Origin of the sequence: Duganella guangzhouensis (assembly GCF_009674535.1) — a bacterium.
Taxonomy (GTDB): Bacteria; Pseudomonadota; Gammaproteobacteria; order Burkholderiales; family Burkholderiaceae_D; genus Rugamonas; species Rugamonas guangzhouensis.
In genome coordinates this window covers 94,063-116,155 of sequence record NZ_WKJK01000020.1, presented here as the reverse complement: position 1 = coordinate 116,155, position 22,093 = coordinate 94,063, and the positions used below count along the sequence as shown (strand labels likewise).

The 22,093-nt window shown below is 62.7% G+C and carries 17 protein-coding genes, 1 tRNA gene and 1 pseudogene; 9 read left to right on the top strand and 10 right to left on the bottom strand.

Going from position 1 to position 22,093, the window contains the following annotated elements; genetic code table 11:
• Positions 1-7: 7 nt before the first annotated feature.
• Positions 8-1,303, top strand: coding sequence for an alpha-amylase family glycosyl hydrolase (locus GJ699_RS28415; protein WP_154382795.1), 1,296 nt, complete (start codon positions 8-10; stop codon positions 1,301-1,303).
• 78 nt (positions 1,304-1,381) lie between these two features.
• Here the strand turns inward: GJ699_RS28415 and GJ699_RS28410 are convergent, their stop codons facing one another.
• Positions 1,382-2,782, bottom strand: a complete 1,401-nt coding sequence (locus GJ699_RS28410; protein ID WP_154382793.1) for a M20/M25/M40 family metallo-hydrolase — start codon at positions 2,780-2,782, stop codon at positions 1,382-1,384.
• 124 nt (positions 2,783-2,906) lie between these two features.
• Here GJ699_RS28410 and GJ699_RS28405 point away from each other — a divergent pair.
• Positions 2,907-2,982, top strand: a tRNA-Phe gene (locus GJ699_RS28405).
• A 159-nt stretch (positions 2,983-3,141) separates the two neighbouring features.
• On the opposite strand, the gene GJ699_RS28400 is transcribed toward GJ699_RS28405, so the two are convergent.
• A complete protein-coding gene (locus GJ699_RS28400; protein ID WP_154382791.1) occupies positions 3,142-3,687 on the bottom strand; it encodes a hypothetical protein in 546 nt (181 codons plus the stop codon).
• A gap of 793 nt (positions 3,688-4,480) precedes the next feature.
• On the opposite strand from GJ699_RS28400, the pseudogene GJ699_RS28395 reads away from it, so the two are divergent.
• A pseudogene (locus GJ699_RS28395) lies at positions 4,481-4,822 on the top strand (helix-turn-helix domain-containing protein); the annotation flags it as partial.
• 355 nt (positions 4,823-5,177) lie between these two features.
• On the opposite strand, the gene GJ699_RS28390 reads toward GJ699_RS28395, so the two are convergent.
• A complete protein-coding gene (locus GJ699_RS28390; RefSeq protein ID WP_154382789.1) occupies positions 5,178-7,820 on the bottom strand; it encodes a glycoside hydrolase family 3 protein in 2,643 nt (880 codons plus the stop codon).
• A gap of 153 nt (positions 7,821-7,973) precedes the next feature.
• Between GJ699_RS28390 and GJ699_RS28385 the strand changes: the two genes are divergently transcribed.
• On the top strand, positions 7,974-8,894 hold the full coding sequence (locus GJ699_RS28385) for a LysR family transcriptional regulator (protein ID WP_154382787.1): 921 nt from the start codon (positions 7,974-7,976) through the stop codon (positions 8,892-8,894).
• Between the two features lie 69 nt (positions 8,895-8,963).
• Here GJ699_RS28385 and GJ699_RS28380 read toward each other — a convergent pair whose 3' ends face one another.
• A complete protein-coding gene (locus tag GJ699_RS28380; RefSeq protein ID WP_154382785.1) occupies positions 8,964-9,485 on the bottom strand; it encodes a PEP-CTERM sorting domain-containing protein in 522 nt (173 codons plus the stop codon).
• A 355-nt stretch (positions 9,486-9,840) separates the two neighbouring features.
• Here GJ699_RS28380 and GJ699_RS28375 point away from each other — a divergent pair, with 355 nt between their 5' ends.
• Positions 9,841-11,121: a 2-hydroxycarboxylate transporter family protein gene (locus GJ699_RS28375; RefSeq protein WP_371867698.1), complete on the top strand. Its 1,281-nt coding sequence runs from the start codon at positions 9,841-9,843 to the stop codon at positions 11,119-11,121.
• Here the strand turns inward: GJ699_RS28375 and GJ699_RS28370 are convergent.
• From GJ699_RS28370 to GJ699_RS28355, 4 genes are read right to left on the bottom strand one after another with little or no spacing between them, the layout of a single operon-like run.
• Entirely contained in the window at positions 11,118-12,248 is a 1,131-nt protein-coding gene (locus GJ699_RS28370) for a branched-chain amino acid ABC transporter substrate-binding protein (RefSeq protein ID WP_154382783.1), read from the bottom strand. The genes GJ699_RS28375 and GJ699_RS28370 overlap by 4 nt on opposite strands.
• Positions 12,249-12,267: 19 nt before the next feature.
• A complete protein-coding gene (locus tag GJ699_RS28365) occupies positions 12,268-13,134 on the bottom strand; it encodes a substrate-binding periplasmic protein (RefSeq protein ID WP_154382781.1) in 867 nt (288 codons plus the stop codon).
• Between the two features lie 36 nt (positions 13,135-13,170).
• Positions 13,171-13,653, bottom strand: a complete 483-nt coding sequence (locus tag GJ699_RS28360; RefSeq protein ID WP_154382780.1) for a hypothetical protein — start codon at positions 13,651-13,653, stop codon at positions 13,171-13,173.
• 48 nt (positions 13,654-13,701) lie between these two features.
• Entirely contained in the window at positions 13,702-14,241 is a 540-nt protein-coding gene (locus GJ699_RS28355; protein WP_229262339.1) for a YgjV family protein, read from the bottom strand.
• Between the two features lie 121 nt (positions 14,242-14,362).
• Here GJ699_RS28355 and GJ699_RS28350 point away from each other — a divergent pair, with 121 nt between their 5' ends.
• The 3 genes from GJ699_RS28350 (at position 14,363) to GJ699_RS28340 (ending at position 17,046) form a co-directional block, all read left to right on the top strand.
• Positions 14,363-16,375 carry a S9 family peptidase gene (locus tag GJ699_RS28350; protein ID WP_154382778.1) on the top strand — a complete coding sequence of 671 codons (2,013 nt, stop codon included), beginning with the start codon at positions 14,363-14,365 and terminating at the stop codon, positions 16,373-16,375.
• A gap of 87 nt (positions 16,376-16,462) precedes the next feature.
• The gene (locus tag GJ699_RS28345) at positions 16,463-16,747 is read left to right on the top strand and encodes a type II toxin-antitoxin system RelE/ParE family toxin (RefSeq protein WP_154382777.1); all 285 of its coding nucleotides are present in this window, start codon (positions 16,463-16,465) and stop codon (positions 16,745-16,747) included.
• Positions 16,748-16,761: 14 nt separating this feature from the next.
• On the top strand, positions 16,762-17,046 hold the full coding sequence (locus tag GJ699_RS28340; protein ID WP_154382776.1) for a HigA family addiction module antitoxin: 285 nt from the start codon (positions 16,762-16,764) through the stop codon (positions 17,044-17,046).
• On the opposite strand, the gene GJ699_RS28335 is transcribed toward GJ699_RS28340, so the two are convergent.
• Entirely contained in the window at positions 17,043-18,050 is a 1,008-nt protein-coding gene (locus GJ699_RS28335) for a LacI family DNA-binding transcriptional regulator (protein WP_371867696.1), read from the bottom strand. The genes GJ699_RS28340 and GJ699_RS28335 overlap by 4 nt on opposite strands.
• The gene (locus tag GJ699_RS28330; protein WP_154382775.1) at positions 18,037-18,864 is read right to left on the bottom strand and encodes a polysaccharide deacetylase family protein; all 828 of its coding nucleotides are present in this window, start codon (positions 18,862-18,864) and stop codon (positions 18,037-18,039) included. The genes GJ699_RS28335 and GJ699_RS28330 overlap by 14 nt, the downstream gene beginning before the upstream one ends.
• Positions 18,865-19,161: 297 nt before the next feature.
• On the opposite strand from GJ699_RS28330, the gene GJ699_RS28325 reads away from it, so the two are divergent.
• Positions 19,162-22,071 carry a TonB-dependent receptor gene (locus GJ699_RS28325; protein WP_229262338.1) on the top strand — a complete coding sequence of 970 codons (2,910 nt, stop codon included), beginning with the start codon at positions 19,162-19,164 and terminating at the stop codon, positions 22,069-22,071.
• The last annotated feature ends 22 nt before the right edge of the window (positions 22,072-22,093 follow it).

Genomic DNA, 22,093 nt, shown 5'->3' with positions numbered 1-22,093 from the left:
GAGACGTATGAAAAAGCTTGCCGCCTCGCTGATCCTGGCGACGTTATTCACCACCGCCGCCCACGCCGAACCGAAACATCCGGCGTGGACGCGCAGTTCGAATGTGTATGAAGTCAACCTGCGCCAGTTCAGCCAGGAGGGCACGCTGAACGCGGTGACCGCCCAGTTGCCGCGCCTGAAGGCGATGGGCGTCGACATCGTCTGGCTGATGCCGATCCACCCGATCGGCAAGAAGAACCACAAGGGCACGCTGGGCAGCTACTACGCGGTGCAGGACTACACCGCCGTCAATCCGGACTACGGCACGCTGGATGATCTGCGCAAGCTGGTCAAACAGGCGCACGCGCTGGGCATGCACGTGATCCTGGACTGGGTGGGCAACCACACCGCCTGGGACAATCCGTGGCTAGAGCAGCATCCGGACTGGTTCAAGAAGAACGACAAGGGTGAAATCTACTCCGTCACCTTCAAGAACGAAGCCGGCGAGATGGAGGAATGGACCGACGTGGTCGGCCTTGACTACAGCAACAAGGCGCTGTGGAAGGGCATGACCGACGCCATGGCCTACTGGGTCAAGGAAGCCGGCATCGACGGCTTCCGCTGTGATGCCGCCGGCCTGGTGCCGACCGAGTTCTGGGACCAGGCGCGCGCGCAGCTGGACAAGATCAAGCCAGTGTTCATGCTGGCCGAGTGGAACACACCCGAGCTGCACGAGAAAGCGTTCGACGCCAGCTACGACTGGCCGCTGAACGCGCTGATGATCAAGATCGCCAAAGGCCAGGCCAACGCCAACGACCTGCGCGCGCTGTTGAACAATCCGCCGAAGGCGTTCCCGCGCGACGCTTACCGCATGCAGTTCACCAATAACCACGACATCAACTCGTGGCAGGGTGCGGACGCCGAGCTGTATGGCCCGGCGTGGGGCGCGATGACGGTGCTGAGCTACACCCTGCCCGGCATCCCGCTGGCCTACAACGGCCAGGAATCCGGGCTGGCCAAAAAGCTGGAATTCTTCGAGAAGGATGCCATCGACTGGAAGAACTATCCGCTGGAAGGCTTCTACACTGGTCTGAACGCGCTGAAGAAGCAGAACCCGGCGCTGTGGAACGGCACCGCCGGCGGCGCGCTGCAGTTGCTGGACGTCGGCAACGAACAGGTGTTTGCCTTCAAGCGCCAGCAAGGCGCCAACCACGTGCGGGTGATCGTCAACCTGAGCGGCCAGCCGCAGAAGTACAAGCTGGCCGGCGATCCCGGTCCGACCGTGATCAAACCCTGGCGCTGGCGCATCATCGTCCCGGATTAATCGTCGTCCCCGCGCAGGCGGGGACCCATAGAACGCTCGCTCAGCATAGGTTCCCGCCTGCGCGGGAACGACGCGGTGTTACTCCGTCGCCAAGCGCTTGCCGAGGCGGTACAGGTATTCCTGACCGTCGTACAGCGACTTGACGCGAATGTGCTCATTCAAACCGTGCGCGCCACTGCCCTCCGGGCCGTGGAACATGCCGCTGATGCCATAGGTCCAGATGCCGGCGTTGTTGAGGAAACGACCATCGGTGCCGCCGGTGGACATGGTCGGTATCACCGGCACGCCCGGCCACATATCGTTGCTGATCTCTTCCACCGCCTTCATCAACACCGGCGTCATAGGCGGCATCGGGCCATCGACGCCATCGCCAATGCGGCTGATCTTGATCTTGTCATCAGCCACCACGCGCTGCAGCGTGGCCTGCACCTCCGCGATCGGCTCGCCCGGCAGAATGCGGCAGTTGACGGTGGCGCGGGCGCGCTGCGGCAGCGCATTGTCGGCATGACCGGCATCGACCTTGGTGGCGACGCAGGTGGTACGCACGGTGGAATTGTGCACCGGGCTGACCGCGTACAGACGGTCCAGCGCGGCCTGGTCGGGCGGATCCTGCAGGATGGCCTTCATGTCTTCCGCCACCTGCCCTTTTTCGATCTTCGACATGCGCTCGTAGTAGGCCCGCGTCACCGGCGACAACTTAAACGGGAACGAGAACTGACCGAGTCGTGCCAGCCCTTCGGCCAGGTGATAGATCGCGTTGTCCTTGTACGGCGCCGAGCTGTGGCCGCCGGGATTGGTCACTTCCAACTGGAAGCTTTGATAGATCTTCTCGCCGGCCTGGATGCCGTGGCGTACCGGCTTGCCTTCCTTGTCCAGCAGACCGCCGCCGCCTTCGTTGAGCGCGATTTCAGCTTCGATCAGCGGACGGTGGTGCTTGACCAGGTACTCGGCGCCGTCAAAGTCGGACGGCACCAGCTCCTCGTCGCAGGTCAGCGCCAGGATAATGTCGCGCTTCAGCACCAGCTTTTCCTTTTTGTACAGGATCATGTTGTTGACGAAGGACGCAGCCATGGCCTTGTCGTCGGACGAACCGCGCGCGTAGAAAACGCCGTCTTCCTCGATCAACTTGAACGGATCGCGCTCCCAGTCCTCGCGCTTGGCCTCGACCACATCGATATGGGCCAGCAGCAGCAGCGGCTTTTTACTGCCGTCGCCCTTCAGACGCGCCACCAGATTGCCTTTTTTCGGCCCGCCGGGTGGGATGATGATCTGCAGCTCGCTGTCCTTGAAACCGGCCGTCTTGAGGCGCTTGGCCATTTTTTGCGCGGCCACGGTGCAGGACCCGACCGAGTTAGTGGTGTTGGTCTCCACCAGCTCCTGATAAATCGAGCGCATCTGCTTTTGCACCGGCGTCAGCTCCGCCGCATGAGACGCCCCCGCCATTGCCAACCCCGCCACCAGCCACGCCGCCTTGTTCATATCGCTCCCGTTCGAATCAGATTGTATAAACAACCAAATTTATACCCCGACCATATTGCTGTCAATAAATCTGAATTCAGCCTCTTGCCAAACCCGGCAGGTGGTCGCTATAATTGCGGCCCTTGGCCTGGTAGCTCAGTTGGTAGAGCAGAGGATTGAAAATCCTTGTGTCGGTGGTTCGATTCCGCCCCGGGCCACCAAGAACATGCCTCACCAAACGCCAACCCATTAAGGTTGGCGTTTTTGTTTCCGGAATTCGCAATCCTCGTGTCTGGTCTATTTCCGGTCGTGATCTCCCAATTCCCGGATTGTTCTTACCGGCGCTGGTTTTGTCGCCGGTTTGCGGTACTTTAGGCACCTTATAAATCAACCCGCCCCGTCAAATTTGCGTTTAATTTGGCGCTCTGGCGGTCAACAAACCTCATCGGCATTTTACTAAATACGACGGTCGGCTTGATTTCTGGCTCAGCCAGTAGCGCTGCAATACTTGCCCTTGCCCCCTTCACCTTATGCCGACGCTTCAGAGTGTCCTCAAACCAGAGATCGGCGCTGACAATGATTTCACCATCTGGCAGAAACTTATAGAGATCGTCTCTTCGTAGATAGGTCTCGTACATCTTGTGCTCAGTCAGCTCCAGTCCGGACACGTCATCATCCAGATACTCCCCCGACCAGACACCCTGGTTATCGCTCCCCGCCAGCATTCTCACTCGGGTAGTACGGCGCCCTACGTTGACGATATGCACATAGATTGACCCAGGTCCGCCACTAATGGATTTGACGTGCTTGCAGGTTGCGACAAGGATCGCGCGGTCCCTCCAAGCATTGGCAGCGCCCAAGGCTGCGGCAAGTATCGCTAAAATTAACGCGATGTTTGCTCTCACTTCAACCGGAAATAAGTCCATATTGTTGCGCCTTTGCAAATCAATGAGTTACGTCAGCAAGACTGAAGTATCCGAACGGTATCAAGACCGTTCGAATCGCGTCCGGGCAATTGCCATAGGACATAGGGGTCTTTACCATTCAATCCGCAGGTAAGATTAGATTTTCTTTCGGACGATGTATTATGCTTAATCCAAGGAAATTATTTTACGCACAGCCGCAATCCCTATTCCAGACTATCAAACTCTTATGCTGCCAGTTCTACGCATTGCTGGAAATGGTCAAGGGCATCGGTTACAGATTCAAGAATAGTTTCACTCGGGAAATATAAAGAGGAGGGAGGTCCCGACTCAGAACGAAGTAATCTGATCAGAACAAGACGGGTGTCCCGCGTTGCTTCGATTCGAACGGCTCAATCCCTTACGACGAAATGCTTATCGTCACTTGGAATCCCCATCCTCGAATTGCTTAAGGCCAGTCCTACAATTTTCTCGAACTTGGCATTCACCACACTACAATTCTTAGCCGCCCCCACGAACAACCGTATTGTGCTAAGCAAACGATTACTGGGAAATCGTTCGCCAAAAACTCTCCTTGCTTTCCGATCATCTAGCACTACGCTATGTCCAAGATTTACCGCTACAGCAATTGCAGCGCTTTCCCCATCCCCCAGAGATGAAGGGCTCGCATCATCAATCAGGTCCAGGTAGTGTTGATTTGCACCGAAAACTGACCCACCTAGCCGCATAATTTGCATCGAAAATTGACCCACGTTTAGCACACAATCCTACTTATCTGAATGAGTAGGGGATCGGAGTGATTGACGTGGCATTACTAGGAATTATTAGGCGCTGGCACCTTCGCGACCAAGTCCCGTTAAGGGAAATCGCCAAGCGTCTCGGCATCTCGCGCAACACCGTCCGGCGCTACCTTCGCTCGGAAAAGACCGAGCCTGCCTATGCGGAGCGCCAATCGGCCAGCGCCATCGACCCATACGCCTTCCAACTCTCAGGCTGGCTCAAGACCGAGGCAGCCAAATCACGCAAGCAACGACGCAGTCTGAAGCAGCTTCACGAGGACCTATCGGAATTGGGGTTCAAGGGGTCTTACGACCGCGTGGCGGCATTCGCCAGGCAATGGAGGGAGGGTCAAACGGAGTGGGTCAATTCGGCGCGCAAACGAACACGCATAGGTCACCTTTGACAATGTCAGGACAGGTTACGCGCCACAAATGACATTGTCAAACATTTTCCAACAAATAGCTGACAATGTCAGATCCACTTCTGAACGAAAAATGCTGTGCCTCCCAAAACCTATAAAGGTAAGGAAGTCTAGGAAGTCCTTGATCAACAAAAATCGTAGCGTTGGCACAAGGGCGACACTGGTCTTGAAAATCCTTGTGTCGGTGGTTCGATTCCGCCCCGGGCCACCAAGAATTCTTAACAAAAACGCCAACCTTCACGGGTTGGCGTTTTTGTTTGGAAGAACCTCACTCAGACTTGCGGGTCACCGCTCAGTTGGGCAGCACCGTCGCCTTGGCGATCTTGTGGTGCGCCGAGCGGGTCGGCAGGCCGCTGCCCGGCTGGCCACCGCCGACGATCACTTCGTAATCACCCTGTGCAATCCGCACCGTACCGTTGTCACTCACCGAACTCAGATCACGCGGCGACAGGCTGAACGTCAGGCGGCGGTGTTCGCCCGGCTGCAAGCTGACCCGTTGGTAGCCGCGCAACGCGATGCGTGGCGCGCCGGATAGCGTCGGGAATTTCAGATACACCTGCGCCACCTCGTCGCCATCGCGCTGGCCGGTGTTGCTGACCTCGGCGCTGACGGTGATGCCGCCGTCGCCAGCGGTTTTGACGCTGACCGCGCCGTAGGCAAAGCGGGTATAGCTCAAGCCATAGCCGAACGGGTACACCGGCGTGCCGCTGAAGTAGCGATAGGTGCGGCCCTGCATGCGATAGTCGCTGAGCGCCGGCAACTGACTGACGTCACGATAGAAGGTGACAGGCAGCCGGCCGCCCGGATTGACCGCGCCGGACAGCACGCGAGCGATGGCGGTACCGCCGGCCTCGCCCGGATACCAGGCCTGCACAATCGCGTTGGCGTGCTGCTTGGCCCAGTCGAGATTGACGGCGCTGCCGCTCATGTTGACCACCACCAGCGGCTTGCCGGTGGTCCGCACCGCCGCCAGCAGCTCGCTCTGATCGGTCGGCAGGTCCAGCGTGGTGCGGTCGCCGTGCTTGAAGCCGGGGATGTCCAGCGAGCTTTCCTCGCCCTCCAGATCGGATGAGATGCCGGTCACCGCCACCACCACATCGGCGCGCTGCGCGGCGGCCACCGCATCCGCTTCCGGCGTGGCGCTGACCCGTTGCCAGACCAGCTCGCTCAGCTGCACGCCATTGACCATCGAGGTCACTTTGATCGGATAGCGCTGACCAGCTTGCAGATGCACGCTCTTCAGGTTGGGCACCGGCGCCGGCAGCGGATCGTGGCCGGTGTCGGCCAGTGGTTTGCCGTCCAGCTCGACGCTGCTCATGGTGCCGCGCATGCCGATGCGGTACTCGCCCGTCACCTCCGGCACCAGGAAGCCGCTCCATACACACAGGCCGCCATCCGGCAGCAGCGGATGCGGCCCCAGCATCGCTTCGCTGACGGCCGGCTCCACCCGCGTGGTGGTTGGCGCCGATGCCAGTTGACGGTCCTTCAACTGGCCCATCTTTTCGCCGATCGAATGCGGCGCCGGCAGGGTGGCCAGCAGGAAGGGGAGGTAGCGCGCGGTCAGGCCGGTCTGGTCGTCCTCGCTGCGCAGCACCCGCGACGGAATCGGGTCGCCATCGGTGATGGATGGGCCGGCCGCCACCAGTTCCACCTCGGCCTGCGGGAACTGCTGGCGGATCGCTTCATAGGCCGATGGCAGCGACCAGGTTTCGCGCTCGGAGTAATTGCCGCGCAGCAGACGATGGCCGTTGGCCTGCGGGCCGATCACCGCGATGCGCAGTTTGCGGGATGACAGCGGCAGGATGCCGTCATTCTTCAGCAGCACCATCGATTGTTCCGCCGCGCGCAGCGTCAGCGCCCGGTGTGCCGCCGAGCCCACTGTGTCGTCGGCCGGGGCGCGCGCTTGCAGATCGCCCACCCGCAGACGCGCTTCCAGCGTGCGGCGCACGGCGCGGTCCAGCGCTTCGGCCGACAGATCGCCGCGCTGCACCGCCTGCACATAATTGTCCGGACGGCCGAAGGAATTGCGGTCGAAGTAGCCGTCGACGCTGCATTCGTTGTCCATGCCGGCGCGGATAGCGGCGGCGCTGGCACTGGCCGCATCGGCGGTGTAGCGGTGATGCTGATAAATGTCGGAGACGGCGTCGCAATCGGACACCACCACGCCTTTGAAGCCCCAGTCCTTGCGCAAGGTTTGCTCCAGCAGGAAGGAGTTGGCGCAGGCCGGCTGGCCGTTGATGCTGTTGTAGGCGCACATGACCGAGCCGGCTTGGCCGTCGACCACCGCCGCGCGGAACGCAGGCAGATAGGTGTCGCGCAGGTCGTGCAGGCTGACGTCGACGTTATCGCGGTGACGGCTGGTCTCCGGCCCGCTGTGCACGGCGAAATGCTTGGGCGTGGCGATCACACGTGGGTGATCCGGGTCCGGGCCCTGGATGCCGCGCACATAAGCCACCGCCAGCGTCCCGGTCAGGTAGGGATCTTCGCCGTAGGTTTCCTGGCCGCGTCCCCAGCGTGGATCACGGAAGATGTTGATGTTGGGGGCCCAGGCATTCAGGCCGGCGCCCATGTCCTGGCGACCGCCACGCGCCAGCTTGCGCTGCCGTATCGACACGATCTCGGTACCAATGGCGTCCGCGACCTGCCCCAGCAGCGGCGCGTTGAAGGTGGCGGCCAGGCCGATCGGCTCGGGATAGTTGGTGGCGTGGCTGTCGCCCACCACGCCGTGCAGCGCCTCGTTCCACCATTGGTAGGCGGGAATGCCGAGACGTTCGATCGGCGCCGAGGTGTTGAGCAGCAGGCTGGCTTTTTCCTGCAGCGTCATCTGGGCGGTCAGGCGCGCGGCCTCGGCCGCCGCGTCGTCGGCGGCATGCGCGGTCAGCGAGCTGAACAGGGTGGCTACGGCGATGCAGCAAAGGGTCTTGGTTGTCTTCATAGTTATGATTTAAAAGGAAACATGGCGCCGCTAAGTGTAGAGCCCTCCCTGCGCCGGCGAGAACGCCTGATTGGCGATAGCTGATATCCGCGCAGACAACAGTTGCGCCGCATCTGGCATACTCGCCACCGGCATGACGATCAAAGGGATGAAATGCGACTGGACCGCTTGGACTTGAATCTGCTGTTTTCGCTGGGCGCGCTGCTGGAGGAAAAAAACGTCACCCGGGCGGCCAGCCGGCTCAACATCAATCGCGCGACCATGGCCGGGGTGCTGGACCGCCTGCGGACCTATTTTGACGACCGTCTGCTGGTGCCGGCCGGCCGGCGCATGGAGTTGACCGAACTGGGAAGCAAGCTGGTTGTGCCGGTCCAGCAATTGTTGTGCGCCATCGACACCACGCTGGATACGCGCGCGCCGTTCCTGCCGCTCAGCGAACAGCGCACCATCCGCATCATGTGCTCGGGTTACGCGCTGGACGTGTTGCTGGGGCCGGTGCTGCGCAGATTGCGCCACGAGCTGCCGGAAGTCACCATCGAGCTGATGCCGATGTCGGATCATCCGATCGACGCCATCAGCCAGGGGAAATGCGACTTCGTGCTACTGCCCAAGCCCTTTGTTGCGCCGGACTTGCCGATGGCCGAATTGTTCGAAGATGTCTTCTGCGCCGTGGTGTGGAGCGGCAATTTGACAGCACCGGCGGTGTTCGACCTGGCGAGCTACCGGGCCTCGCGCCACATCGTCACTCTGATGGGAAATTTGCGGCTGCACACCTCCCCCCACAATGTCATTGACGCGTTTGACATCGGCGACAAGGTGGCGATCCGCGCGACGGATTTCCCCAGCGCGGCGCGCTTCGTGGTCGGCACCGAGCTGGTCGCCACCATGCACCGGCGACTGGCACAGGAGTATAGCCAGCACCTGCCGTTGCGGCTGCTTGAGCTGCCGGTGCCGCTGCCGGTGATGCAAATCTGCCTGCAATGGCCGCGCTTCCGCGAGCACGATCCCTGCCATGCCTGGATACGCCGGGTGATGGGCGAAGTGGCCTCCGCAATGCCCCTACAGGCAAGCTGACCCAAGCATAGCCAAATAAAAACGCCGATCTTTGCGGACCGGCGTTTTTGTTTTTGCGGTGGGCGTTTGTCAGGTCTTACGACGCCGCGTGATCGCCAGCAGGCCGAGCCCCATGACCAGCATCGCATACGTTTCCGGCTCCGGGACCGGCGTGGTCATGTAGATTGCCGCATCAGACAGGCCGACGGCGTTGGTGGTAATCGAGTACAGGCCGGCACCGGCATCAAAACGGTAGAAAGCGGTGCTCTGGTTGTAGTCTTTGCCGCCGCCCATGTGGAAACCAATAATGGTTTCACCGACCATTTTTGTGTCGAACGTGATGGTCGATGTGTTGCTGAAGTTCTTTTTCTCAACCCACACCTCGTTCCACACGCCGCCGCCGAGTGCGAGTACCGAAGCAGCTTGCGCGGCGTCATCGGCTGGGGAATGGTTGATCAGATTGCCATCGAAAAATCCCGTGCAGTCCTCGACCACCACCGACGTAGGGCCAATGACCGTGCACGACGGTGTGATTTTTGCTGCCGCAAATGCAGGTGACACACAGAATGCAAAGGCAGCGGATACGACCGAAACTCTCAGACTATTTTTCATTATTGTCTCCCCCGAATAGTTTTAGATATGGTTCACATGAGTGAATTTCAGGATAGCACTCTGATTTTTGTTCTAAAGAAAAACTATTGTTTTAATGGATATCTATGTTTTCCTTGGGAATTTCCTTGTCAGCCTATCCGTCTTGAAGCCAACGCGGATTTGACATTGTTGCTGCTAGCAAAAAATATGTGGTTTCCCCACAACCGCCGCGCCAGCGCACACTGAAAGCAAACTGAAAGGTGAGCGCCGGTAGACTGCGGGCATAACATAGCAGGAGACCCGCATGAATTCCCCTCATCCCCACCCACCTCTCGAAGACAGCGCCCGCCAGCAGGGCGCGCGCACGCCGTGGCATATGCATGCCTGGCGGCTGATGGAGATGCGTATCGGCCTGGTGCCGCTGCCAATTTATCTGCTGTTGCTGGCTCTGATCGGCGGCTTCGTCGCGCAGGGCAAGGTGCCGACCGATATTTCGGTGTCGATCGCGGTGCTGGCGGTCGGCGGCTTCACCTGCGCCGAATTCGGCAAGCGTCTGCCGCTGTTGCGTCACATCGGCGCGGCGGCGATCTTTGCCACCTTCGTGCCATCGTTCCTGGTGTATGTGCATGCGATGCCGCCGGTGCTGCTCAAGCATGTGGCGGAGTTCACCAAGAACAGCAATTTCCTTTATCTGTTCATCGCCTCGATTGTGGTCGGCAGTATTTTCAGCATGGACCGCACGATACTGGTCCAGGGCTTCCTGAAGATTTTCGCGCCGCTGGCGGCCGGCACGGTGGTGGCGGCGCTGGTTGGCACGGCAGTCGGCACCGCGCTCGGTCTGGGCTGGCAGCACACGCTGTTCTTCATCGTGATTCCGATCATGGCCGGCGGTGTTGGCGAGGGCGCGATTCCGCTGTCGATCGGTTATGCGGCGATTCTCGGCCGCGCGCAGGGCGATATCTTTGCCGAGGTGCTGCCGCCGGTGATGCTGGGCAGCCTGTCGGCAATTCTGATGGCGGGCGCGCTGAATTTTGTCGGCAAGCGTTATCCGCATCTGACCGGCGAGGGCCGCTTGCAGCCGGGTGCGCAGGATGAGCTGCGCGTGGTCGAGCTGCCGGCGGGGTCGGTGGACGTGGGCCAGGTGGCGTCAGCCGGCCTGACGGCGGTGGCGCTGTACATGGTGGGCCTGATGTCGCACAAGCTGTTCGATTTCCCGGCGCCGGTGGTGATGCTGTTCGTGGCGGTGCTGCTGAAGCTGTGCCGGGTGGTGTCGCCGCAGCTGCAGCAGGCATCGCATGTGGTGTACAAGTTCTTTTCGACCGCGGTCACCTACCCGCTGCTGTTTGCCATCGGCGCCGCGCTGACGCCGTGGGAAAAGCTGATCGCGGCGTTCACGCTGAGTAATCTGGCGACCATCGTCGCCACCGTGGCGACGCTGATGGCGACCGGCTTTGTGGTCGGCCGCGCGCTGAAGATGTATCCGATCGAAACCGCCATCATCAACGCCTGCCACAGCGGCCAGGGCGGCACCGGCGATGTCGCCATTCTGACCGCCGCCAACCGCATGCAGATGATGCCGTTCGCGCAGATCGCCACCCGCATCGGCGGCGCGATTGTGGTGACGCTGTCGCTGTTCGTGCTGTCGCGCCTGAGCTAGCGCAGCACCGCCAGCCGCGCCTTCTTGCCGGCGCGGTAGGTGGAGACGGTCATGGCGCCATCGCGAATGTCGCCGTTGGCGTCGAAGCCGATGGTGCCGGTCAGGCCGGGATAGCGGATCTGGCGCAGCACCGGCAGGTAGCGCGCCGGATCGGACGAACCAGCCTGCTGCATCGCCGCCGCCACCGTCATCGCGGCGTCGTAGGCGTACGGCGCGTAGGTCTGAATGTCGCTGTGGAAGCGCGCGCGGAAGCGGGCCACGAAATCGTTGACGGCCTTTTCATGCGCGGCATCGATGCCGCCGGCCTCGGCGCAGAACACTTCACCATCGCGCACACCGCCACCGGCCAGCGCCGGCAGCGCTTCGGTGCAGATGCCATCGCCGCCCATCACCCTCACCTGCATGCCCAGCGCTTTCATTTGCCGCAGCAGTCCACCGGCACCCGCGTCCATGCCACCAAAGAAAATCAGGTCCGGCTGCTTGGCGCGCAGGCTGGTCAGGATGGCGGCATAGTCGCTGGCCTTGGGCGTGGTGAATTCGCGGCCGACGATCTTCAGCCCCGGCACCGCCGCCTGGGCGCTCTTGATGAATTCATCGGCCACGCCCTGGCCATAGGCCGAGCGGTCGTCGATGACGGCGATGCGACGCGCGCCCAGCTGGCCGACCGCGTAGCGGCCTAATGAGCTGCCCAGCATATTGTCGTTGGCGACCACGCGCAGCGCGCCGGGGAAGTGCTGGCGGGTGTAGGCCGGGGTGGTGGCCGAGGGCGAAATCTGCGGAATGCCGGCGGCGTTGTAGATGCGCGAGGCCGGCACGGTGGTGCCGGAATTGGCGTGGCCGATGACGGCGCGCACGCCGGCGTCGACCAGCTTTTGCGCCACCGCCGTGCCCTGGCGCGGATCGGCGGCATCGTCCTCGCTCTGCATGCGGAACACCACCTTGCGGCCGCCCAGCGTGACGCCGCGCGCGTTGAGGTCGTCGATGGCCAGCGCGACGCCGTTTTCCATGGCTTTGCCCAAGTGGGCGATTTCGCCCGACAGTGGTCCGGCCACGCCGAGCGTGACGACTTCCTGCGCGGCGGCCACTTGCCAGACACCACAGGCCAACAACGGAAGCAGGCGTTTCATCGAATCTCCTTGAAATGGTTTAGCGCGGCGGCCGGTACCACAGGCCGTGCCGCGTCAATGGGGTGGCGGCCGGCAGCAGCGGGTTGCGCAGCTCGAACACGCGGCGCGTGCCCAGCGCCGAGCGCTGGATCGCATCGCCGTAATATTCCTGGAACAGCCGTTCGTAGCTGCCATCGGCCAGCATGCTTTCCAGCCCGCGCCGCAGCGCGCCCGCCAGCGTGGTGTTGGCGCGGTTGACGAAGTAGTAGAACGCGCTCGGGTAGTGCAGCGCCAGGCCGGGGGCGACGATCAGGTCTTGCTCGGCAAAGGCTTCGGCCTCGTGCCAGATTTCAAAAGCCGCGCGCGGGAAATAGTCGACCCGGCCCGATTCCAGCATCTTGAACATGCCGGCGTAGTCGGACGCGGTCTGTACCTGGAAGCCGTTGGCGCGCAGGATGTCGGTGTCGGGCCAGTCGTGGCCTTGCAGCGCCTGCAGCGATTGCAGCTGGGCGCGGGTGCGGATGGCGGCGAAGCGGGCGGCGTCGCGGCGCCGGATCAGCAGCAGGCGCCAGCCGATCAGGCCCATGTCGAGCGGGATGCGCACCGGCAGCAGGTCGCGCTCGCGCTGCTGCGAAGCCATGGTCCACAGCACGTCGATGGCGCGGCCGCTGGCCAGTTCCAGCAGCGCGCGGTTCTGGCGCATCATCAGCGGCGTCGATTGCAGCGTGTATTCCTGGCCGGCGCCGGCCAGCGCCAGCTGCAGCAGCCGCACCGGATAGTGTTCGGCACCGCTGGCGTGGCCCTGCGCCTCGGATTGCGGATAACGCACCAGGGTGGCGGCGCGCGCGGCCGGCAGCCCGACAGCGGTCAGCAGGCTGGCCAGCAGAAGTTGTCTGCGTTCAATCATGCAAGGATCTTAACATGCATGCTGATAGATGATGCCTCAGGCGGCTTGGCGGGTGGCCAGGCGGGCGCGTAATTCCTTGATTTCGGCGGCGTAGTTGTCGCGCGCGGTGACGGCGCCGACCAGCTCCATTTCCGCCGTCAGCCGGGCGTCGGACAGCGCGGCGGCGGCCGCCACATTGCGTTCGATCTGGGCGCGCAGGTCGGCCAGCTGGGCGTCTTTGCCTTCGATGGCCAGTTGGTCCTTGGCCTTGCCGACCAGGGCGTCGGTGGCGATGCTGCGGGCGTTGCGCAATTCGGCCTGCAACTGTTCGATTTCCTCGTCGCGGGCGGCGGCTAGTGCTTGCGCCTGGTCGCGCGCGGCGCTGGCGGTCTCCAGCTCGCCGCGAACCTCGGCCAAGGCCTGCTCGCTGCGCTCCAGTTCGGCGCGCGGGCCGGCGCTGGCCTGCTCGGCCTGTTGCTGCACCCAGTCGCCCAGGGCGCTGACGATGGCTTCGGGTATCTCCAGTTTGGCGGCGGTCATGACGGCTCCAGTTATGCGGAGCCCACACGATACCGCACGAGCTTGCCGTCAGGCAAGGTTATTGGCGTTGCGCCGACGCGCCATGCGGGCGATGGTCAGCAAGTTGACGCCAGCCACCACCACTTCCAGCGCGGTGCCGCCGACCGAGCCGGCCAGCAGGTTGTTGGCGATCCACAGCGCGGTGCCACACAACATCACCAAGCGCATCGGGATGCCTTGCAGCAGGAATAGCGCCAGCGTGCCGAGGCAGGACGCCGCCAGCGGCAGCCAGTCGCGCGGCTGTTGCGCCAGCGCCAGGCCCAGCGCCAGATTGGCGGCCACCACCAGCGCCGCCACCCACAGCGCGCGGGTGCGCAGCGCCAGCAGCGAGCGCAGCAGCGACATGCTGGAGCTGGCCACGGCGGTGGGATTGCCCAGCAGCGCGAAGTGGACGATGTAGCTCAGGCATTCGCCGGCCATGAATAGTTTGAAGCGGCGGTCGTCCGTTTGCAGGAAGGAGCCGACGCCAAGCACGAACGCCACGTAGCCGACGCACTGCGCCGGCGAGAACCAATCGATCATCATGGCCGGCATGATACGCGATCGCATCGCCGTCTGTGACGCCGAATCCACAGTTGGTCGGCGCCAGGCGCAATCTGTCGGCGGCGGCGGAGCGGGTGATATAAAGTTGCTATGCTTGTCGTTCCACTACTCACAAGGGGAAATACCGATGATCCGTTATGCCTTGCCTGCGCTGCTGCTCGTCAGCGCCCTGCCCGCCTATGCCCAGGCGCCCGCCTCAGACGTGCCGCTGATCGAACGCGCCAAGATCTTCGGTAATCCCAGCAAGACCGGCGCCAAGCTCAGTCCGGACGGCAAGTGGCTGTCGTGGATCGCGCCGCGCGACGGCGTGCTGAATGTGTGGGTGGCGCCGGCCAGCGATCTGGCCAAGGCCAAGCCGCTGACCGACGAGAAGAAGCGGCCGATACGCAACAGTTTCTGGTCGCCCGATTCGCGCGTGGTGCTGTTCATTCAGGACAAGGGCGGCGATGAGAATTTCCTGCTGTACGGCGTGAATGTCAGCAGCGGCAAGCAGACCAATTACACGCCGTTCGAGAAGACGCGGGCCGAGGTGGTGCACATCAGCAGCAAGGTCAAGGACCGCATTCTGGTGGCGGTCAACAACCGCGATCCGAAGTGGCATGACGTCTATAGCCTGGAACTGGCCAGCTGCAAGCTGACGCTGGTGCAGCAGAACGATGGCTATGGCGGCTTCCTGGCCGACGATCAGCTGAAGCTGCGCCTCGCCGAGAAGCCGCGCGCCGATGGCGGCACCACCTATTTCCGCATCACCGATGGCAAGATCGAGAGCACGCCGCTGACCGAGGTAGGACTGGATGATTCGCAGACCACCAATCCGCTGGCCTTCACCACCGATGGCCGCACGCTGTACTGGACCGACGCGCGCAACCGCAACACCGCCGCGCTGCTGGCGCAGGATGTGGCCAGCGGCAAGACCACGGTGGTGGCGGAAGATGCCCGTGCCGACATCGGCGCCGCGCTGGCCGATAAGCGCAGCGGCCGCATTCAGGCCTACAGCGTCAATTATCTGACGCAGGAGTATGTGGCGCTGACGAATGACCTGAAGGCCGATCTGGCCTTCCTCAAGCAGAACACCAAGGGCCAGTTCAACGTGACCTCGCGCACCGAGGCGGACGACAAGTGGCTGGTGGCGGTGGACCCGGTCACCGCGCCGGCTTCGACCTGGCTGTATGACCGCAAGGCCAAGAAACTGACCCAGCTCTTTGTCAGCCGGCCGGAGCTGGAGGGCGCGCCGCTGGCGGCCATGCATCCGCTGGAGCTGAAGGCACGCGATGGGTTGACGCTGGTGTCGTATCTGACCTTGCCGAAGGCGGCCGATCCGAGCGGCAGCGGCAAGCCGGCCAAGCCGGTGCCGTTGGTGTTGTTCGTGCATGGCGGGCCGTGGGCGCGCGACACTTACGGCTACCACAGCTATCACCAGTGGCTGGCGAATCGCGGCTATGCGGTGCTGTCGGTGAACTATCGCGGCTCGACTGGCTTCGGCAAGAATTTCATTTCGGCCGGCGATTTGCAGTGGGGCCGCAAGATGCATGACGATTTGATCGACGCGGTGCAGTGGGCGGTCAGCAGCGGCATCACCACGCCGGACAAGGTGGCCATCATGGGCGGGTCGTATGGCGGCTATGCGACCTTGGCCGGGGTGACGTTTACGCCGACCACGTTCGCGTGCGGGGTGGACATTGTCGGACCGTCCAATCTGTTCACGCTGCTGCAGACGATTCCGCCGTATTGGGAGGCTGGCAAACAGCAGTTCTACAAGCGCATGGGCGATCCGAACACCGAGGCGGGACGCGAGCTGTTGAAGGAGCGTTCGCCGCTGAACTATGCGGCCAACATCCAGCGGCCGCTGTTGATCGGCCAGGGCGCCAACGATCCGCGTGTGAATGTGCGTGAGTCGGAGCAGATTGTGCAGGCGATGGCGGCCAAGAATATTCCGGTGACGTATGTCGAGTTCCCGGATGAAGGCCACGGCTTCGCGCGGCCGGTCAACAACATCGCGTTTGCGGCGGTGACCGAGAACTTCCTGGCCAAATGCCTCAACGGCCGCGCCGAGCCGATCGGCGGCGCGCTGAAGGCATCGACCGCCCAAGTCAAACACGGCGCCGAGTTCGCGCCCGGCCTGGCCGAAGCGCTGCAGTAAGTACATCACAGCTTGCGCCGCCTCAGCAACCGGCTGAGGGACGCACGCTACGCTGGCGACATCCCCTGTCGCCAGCGGTGTACGATAATGCCGATACAGTCCTTTAAATGCAAAGACACCGAGAAAGTGTTTTGCAATCTTCCCGTGCCAAAGTTCGCGCAGTTTCGTACTGCCATCGAGCGTAAATTGCAGCAGCTGGACAATGCTGTCACGCTGGATTCCTTGCGCACGCCAGCGGGCAATCATCTGAAAGCGTTAGCCGGTAACCGACAAGGGCAACATAGCATTCGGGTCAACAAGCGCTACAGAGTTTGCTTTATATGGGGCGCCGCCGGTCCTGAAGAAGTTGAAGTCGTTGACTATCACAGTTAGCAGGGGAGACCATCATGCCTGTCAATAAAATGCGCCCAATTCATCCCGGGGAAATCCTGCGCGAGGATATTTTGGTGCCGTTGGAGATGTCGGTCACGGCGTTCGCCCGTCTGCTCGATCTGCCGCCTGAGGTGATGACGGAAATCATTAATGAAAAACGCAGCGTGTCGGCCGAGGTGGCGGAGCGGATCAAGCGGCGCTTTGGTGGCGATGTTGATTTCTGGCTGCGTCTTCAGCAGAGCTATGACGACAAGATGGCGTTGCTGGCGCCGGGTGAGTCGTGGCCGGCGCCGGGTTAGTTGGCGCGGGCCAGTGAGGCACGCAGGGTCATGGTGACCGGGTAGTTGCGGGTGACTGGACGCTGCAGGTCGTAGCAGCGGTTCAGCAGGTCGCTGATGCCGTTTTGCGTCATCTCGCGCCACGGCATGTGGACGGTGGTCAGGCGCGGCGCGGAGAATTCGGCGCTGGGCGTGTCATCGTAGCCGATCACCGAGATTTCATGCGGCACGCGGATGCCAGCTTCCTGAAAGTACGACAAAGCGCCGGCCGCCATTTCATCGTTGGCGCAGAACATGGCGGTGCAGCGCCGCCCCGATTCCACCAGTTCCTTGGCCGCCGACCAACCGCCGGCCGGCGAGAAGTCCTTTTCCACCATCCACAGCTGCGCCGGCGCGATGCCGGCCGCAGCCAGTTCGCGCTGGAAGGCTTGTACCCGCAGCACGTTGTCGGGCAAGCTGGCCGGGCCAGACACCAGCGCGATGTCGCGGTGGCCGTGGTCGAGCAGCGTGCGCGCCGCCAGCCGCCCGCCCTCGGCATGGTCGACCGTGAAGCAGTGGCCGGCGATGCTGTCGAAGCGGTGATTCAGCACCACCATCGGTTTGGGACGCGGTCCCAGCGCGGCAATGTCTTCTTCCTGCAGCACATTGGTCATCAGGATCAGTCCGTCGCAGCCGCGTTCGACCAAGAAGGCCAGCCCTTCGATCGCCTGCTGGCGCGCGCCACCCAGGCCGGCGCCGAAGGCGACCACCATGTGCAGGCCGGCGGCGCGCAGTTCGGTGTCGATCAGTTGCAGGATGGGCGTGTAGAAGGTGCCGCTCAGCACCGGGATATAGACGCCGATCATTTTGCTGTGGCCGGACAGCAGGGTGCGCGCGGCGTGCGAGGGCCGGAAGCCCAGTTCGTCAATGGCGGCGCGTACCTTGGCCAGCGTGGCCGGCGCGACCGAGCCTTTGCCGCTGACCACGCGCGAGGCGGTGCCCAGCCCTACTCCCGCCAACCGGGCGACGTCTTTAATGGTGGCCACGATGCTGGCTCACGTAAGTCATGATGTGGACGAAGCTGTCGGTCCAGTACTGGTCGCGGTGCGCGGCCAGGTAGCGCACCAGTTCTTCGTGCGCGGCCGCGCTGGTGACGATGTAGTCGCCGCCCACGCCGTGGAAAGTGAAGTTGACCATGGTGCCGCGCGCGCCGGCTTGTTCGACCAGCGCGATCAGCTGTTGGCCGCTCAGTCCTTCGGGGGCGTAGACGCCGACCGCGTACGGGTTCAGCGTCTGCATTGAGGGCGTGACGGCCTCGCCGCCGACTTTGATGGCGACGAAGGCGTTGTGCAGCGCCGGCAGGTAGTTGCCGTCCTGGGCCTGAGTGTCGCCGCAGGGCACGGTGTAGGTATGCTGCTGTTGGCCGTCGATGGCGGTCAGCATGGTGTTGGCCAGCAGGACTTGCTGCTGCATCTGGGCCATGCTGATGGTGTCGAGGTCGCGCGCCGGCTGGACCCAGTCGTGCGTGCGGCGCGAGCATTGGTGGAACAGGCTGTGGTTGCCCAGTTCGTGGCCGCGCGCGGCGGCGGCGCGCCAGTCGGCCATCCGGCGCTCAACCGAGGGGTTGGACAGTTGCAAGTAGAAACTGCCCTTCAGGCCGTATTTGTCCAGCGTCGGGATGGCGTGGTCGAGCTGGGAGTCCAGCGCGTCGTCGTAGGCCAGGCTGACGGCGGCGCGGGCGCCGTTGGGCCAGGCGAAGGCCGGCTCGGCCGGTGCGGCAGCCGGTGCCACTGCAAGGGCAGGCGCGGCGGCATGCGCCAGCAGCAAGGCTGCCAGGATCGAGCAGATGCGGAGGGTCATGCCGGGCCTTTTCATGGAAACGTTACCAGATCATGGCATCGCGGCGCCGGGCTGTCAATCGCCGCCAAGCCACGCAATCGCTGCGGTGGCGGGCGGTGGCCGCCTTGCGCTCGTGGCGGCGATCAATTGGAAACGTTGCCAATTTGCCTCACTTTGAACGCTGCGAATTGACTTGGATTTTTCAGGGATGCTATATTCGCCACTTATTGGAAAGCTTTCCAAGCGGTAGCGGCAGGTGGCGTTGTTTATAAAAACACAGGAGATAACATGCATTATCCAAGAGCACGACAAACACTGATGAGTCTGGCAGTCGCCAGCGCCTGCGCGGCCGCAGCCGCGCCGGTCTATGCGCAAGAGGCCACGGCGGCCGCAGCGGCTGCGACGCAGCCGGAAGTCCAGAGCGTGGTGGTGACCGGCCTGCGCCAGTCGCTGGCCTCGTCGATGAATCTGAAGCGTAATTCCGACGGTATCGTCGACGGCATCGTGGCCGAAGACATCGGCAAGTTCCCCGACACCAATCTGGCCGAATCGCTGCAACGCATTTCCGGCGTCTCGATCGACCGTTCGATCGGCGAGGGTTCGAAGATCACGGTGCGCGGCGTCGGCCCCGACTTCAACCTGGTGCTGCTGAACGGCCGCCAGATGCCAACCTCCAATCTGGGCGACCTGAACGGCCGCGCCTTCGACTTCGCCAACCTGGCGTCGGAAGCGATCTCGCAGATCCAGGTGTACAAAACCGGCCGCGCCGAAACCCCGACCGGCGGCATCGGCGCCACCGTCAATGTGATGACCGCCAAGCCGTTCGACCGTCCCGGCCTGCACGCCAGCATCGGCGCCAAGGGCGTGTACGACACCTCGAACGACAATCTGCCGCGCGACATCCAGGCCAGCAACTCGCTGACGCCGGAAGTGTCGGGCATTTACTCGAACACCTTCGCCAACAACACCTTTGGCGTAGCGCTGACCGGCAGCTATCAGGAACGCAACCTGGGCTACAACACCGCCGCCGTGTCGAACGGCTGGAAAGGCCCGTACCAGGGCAACGCCGGCCCGCTGTACGCGCAGCAAAACCAGATCACCAACGCGCCAGCCGCCAACGCGCTGTACTCGCTGCCGCAAAACCTGAATTACAACTTCAACGGCGTCAAGCGCCAGCGCACCAACGCGCAGCTGACCTTGCAGTACAAGCCGGTCGATACGCTGGTGACCACGCTGGACTACACCTATTCGGAAAACAAAATCCAGACCAAGCGCAACGATATCTCGGCCTGGTTCAACTTCGGCCCTTCGGCCAGCAACTGGACCGGCGGCTCGCCATCCAGCCCGCTCAGCTGGACCGAGTTCGTGACCGGTTCCGACATCGCCATGGGCGCGGCCGACTTCGCCACCAAGACGCAGAACAAATCGCTCGGCTTCAACGCGGTGTGGAAACCGACCAACACGCTGCGCTTCGAGCTGGATACCCATCACTCCACCGCCGAATCCGGCGCCGACAGCCCGTTCGGCTCCAGCAACACGCTGGGCACGGCCAGTTTCAGCCGCGGCACCACCACGGTCGACTTCAGCAAGGACTTCCCCGTGCTGAGCATCCAGGGCGCCGACTTCGTCAAGGCCGGCCAGCAGGTGACCGGTTCGGTGTTCACCAATTCCTATATGAAGGGCCAGGTCGACCAGACCCAGGTCAAGGGCGCGTGGAAGGTGCTGGAAGCATCCGAACTGCGCTTCGGCGCCACCTACAGCAAGGTCGAAAACCGTTCCGCCTTCTCCAACCAGCAGCGCGACACCTGGGGCGGCGCCACCAAGCCGTCCGACTATCCGAGCAGCGTGTGGCACCAGGATTCGATCGGCCAGTACTTCAACAAAATCAGCGGCAGCAACAACGCGGCGCTGTTCAACCAGTTCTACACCTTCAACTTCGCCCAGGTGCGGCAACTGGCGTCGGACGTGTCCGGCCAGCCGGCGCTGTACCTGCCGAAGAGCACCTTCGACAACGATGCGCGCACCGGCGAAAAATCCAACGCCGCCTACGTGCAGTTCAATACCGACTGGGATACCAAGCTGCCGATTCACACCTCGGTCGGCCTGCGCTACGAGAAGACCGATGTGGTGTCGACCGCGCTGGTGCCGGCCGCGACCGGTATCAGCTGGGTTTCGCAGAACGAGTTCCCGATCACCTTTGGTTCGCCGACCTTCACCACGCTGACCGGCGCCTACCACCACCTGCTGCCAAGCTTTGACTCCGACATCGATCTGACGCCGGACCAGAAGCTGCGCTTCAGCCTGGGCGAAACCATCGGCCGGCCGCGCTATGACCAGATCCAGGGCGGTCAGACGCTGAACTCGCTGGTGCGCACCGACGGCGGCACCGGCTCGCAGGGCAATCCGGCGCTGAAACCGGTCAAGTCGAAGAATCTGGACCTGTCCTACGAGTGGTACTACGGCAAGCAGAATTTCTTCTCGGCCGGCTACTTCCGCAAGAATCTGGAAAACTATGCGGGCCAGTCGCAGATCGACGCCACCCCGTTCAATCTGCACACGCCGGTCGGCGGCGCGCTGTGGAACGAGGCGATCAGCACCGGTGGTTGCCTGACTTCGGACACCACCTGCATCCGCAGCTACATCTTCGCCAACCACCCGACGGCGCCTGGGGTGACGCCGCCTGGTGTCAACGGCAACGTCAACGGCACCATCGTCGGCCAGCCGAGCGATCCGATCGCGCACTTCCGCATCACCTCCTTCTCCAACCAGAAGAAGGCCAGCCTGAACGGGCTGGAGCTGAACTGGCAGCATATGTTCGGCAACAGCGGCTTCGGGGTGTCGTCCAACTACACCTATGTGCACTCGGGCCTGCGTTACGACAACAACGCGATCGGCGAGCAGTTCGCGCTGGTCGGGCTGTCCAACTCGTACAACGTGGTCGGTATCTACGAGGACAAGAAGTGGACCGCGCGCGTGGCCTACAACTGGCGCGGCGAGTTCCTGTCGTCGACGTTTGACGGTTCGGGGCCGAATCCGCAGTACGTCGAACCGTATGGCCAGGTCGACGTCAGCATCGGCTGGAATTACAACGAGAAGCTGAGCTTCCAGCTGGAAGGCATCAACGTCACCAACCAGATCCAGCGTGTGCATAGCCGCACTCAGCAGCAGCTGGAATCGGTGACCCAGGCCGGGCCGCGTTACATGATAGGCGCGCGCTACAAATTCTAAGCAACGTTGTAGCCACACCACG

Excerpts from the sequence above, each read along its gene's own strand:
- GJ699_RS28415 (WP_154382795.1), top strand. The coding sequence starts at position 8 with ATGAAAAAGCTTGCCGCCTCGCTGATCCTGGCGACGTTATTCACCACC.
- GJ699_RS28410 (WP_154382793.1), bottom strand. The coding sequence starts at position 2,782 with ATGAACAAGGCGGCGTGGCTGGTGGCGGGGTTGGCAATGGCGGGGGCG.
- GJ699_RS28400 (WP_154382791.1), bottom strand. The coding sequence starts at position 3,687 with ATGGACTTATTTCCGGTTGAAGTGAGAGCAAACATCGCGTTAATTTTA.
- GJ699_RS28390 (WP_154382789.1), bottom strand. The coding sequence starts at position 7,820 with ATGAAGACAACCAAGACCCTTTGCTGCATCGCCGTAGCCACCCTGTTC.
- GJ699_RS28385 (WP_154382787.1), top strand. The coding sequence starts at position 7,974 with ATGCGACTGGACCGCTTGGACTTGAATCTGCTGTTTTCGCTGGGCGCG.
- GJ699_RS28380 (WP_154382785.1), bottom strand. The coding sequence starts at position 9,485 with ATGAAAAATAGTCTGAGAGTTTCGGTCGTATCCGCTGCCTTTGCATTC.
- GJ699_RS28375 (WP_371867698.1), top strand. The coding sequence starts at position 9,841 with ATGCATGCCTGGCGGCTGATGGAGATGCGTATCGGCCTGGTGCCGCTG.
- GJ699_RS28370 (WP_154382783.1), bottom strand. The coding sequence starts at position 12,248 with ATGAAACGCCTGCTTCCGTTGTTGGCCTGTGGTGTCTGGCAAGTGGCC.
- GJ699_RS28365 (WP_154382781.1), bottom strand. The coding sequence starts at position 13,134 with ATGATTGAACGCAGACAACTTCTGCTGGCCAGCCTGCTGACCGCTGTC.
- GJ699_RS28360 (WP_154382780.1), bottom strand. The coding sequence starts at position 13,653 with ATGACCGCCGCCAAACTGGAGATACCCGAAGCCATCGTCAGCGCCCTG.
- GJ699_RS28355 (WP_229262339.1), bottom strand. The coding sequence starts at position 14,241 with ATGCGATCGCGTATCATGCCGGCCATGATGATCGATTGGTTCTCGCCG.
- GJ699_RS28350 (WP_154382778.1), top strand. The coding sequence starts at position 14,363 with ATGATCCGTTATGCCTTGCCTGCGCTGCTGCTCGTCAGCGCCCTGCCC.
- GJ699_RS28345 (WP_154382777.1), top strand. The coding sequence starts at position 16,463 with ATGCCGATACAGTCCTTTAAATGCAAAGACACCGAGAAAGTGTTTTGC.
- GJ699_RS28340 (WP_154382776.1), top strand. The coding sequence starts at position 16,762 with ATGCCTGTCAATAAAATGCGCCCAATTCATCCCGGGGAAATCCTGCGC.
- GJ699_RS28330 (WP_154382775.1), bottom strand. The coding sequence starts at position 18,864 with ATGACCCTCCGCATCTGCTCGATCCTGGCAGCCTTGCTGCTGGCGCAT.
- GJ699_RS28325 (WP_229262338.1), top strand. The coding sequence starts at position 19,162 with ATGAGTCTGGCAGTCGCCAGCGCCTGCGCGGCCGCAGCCGCGCCGGTC.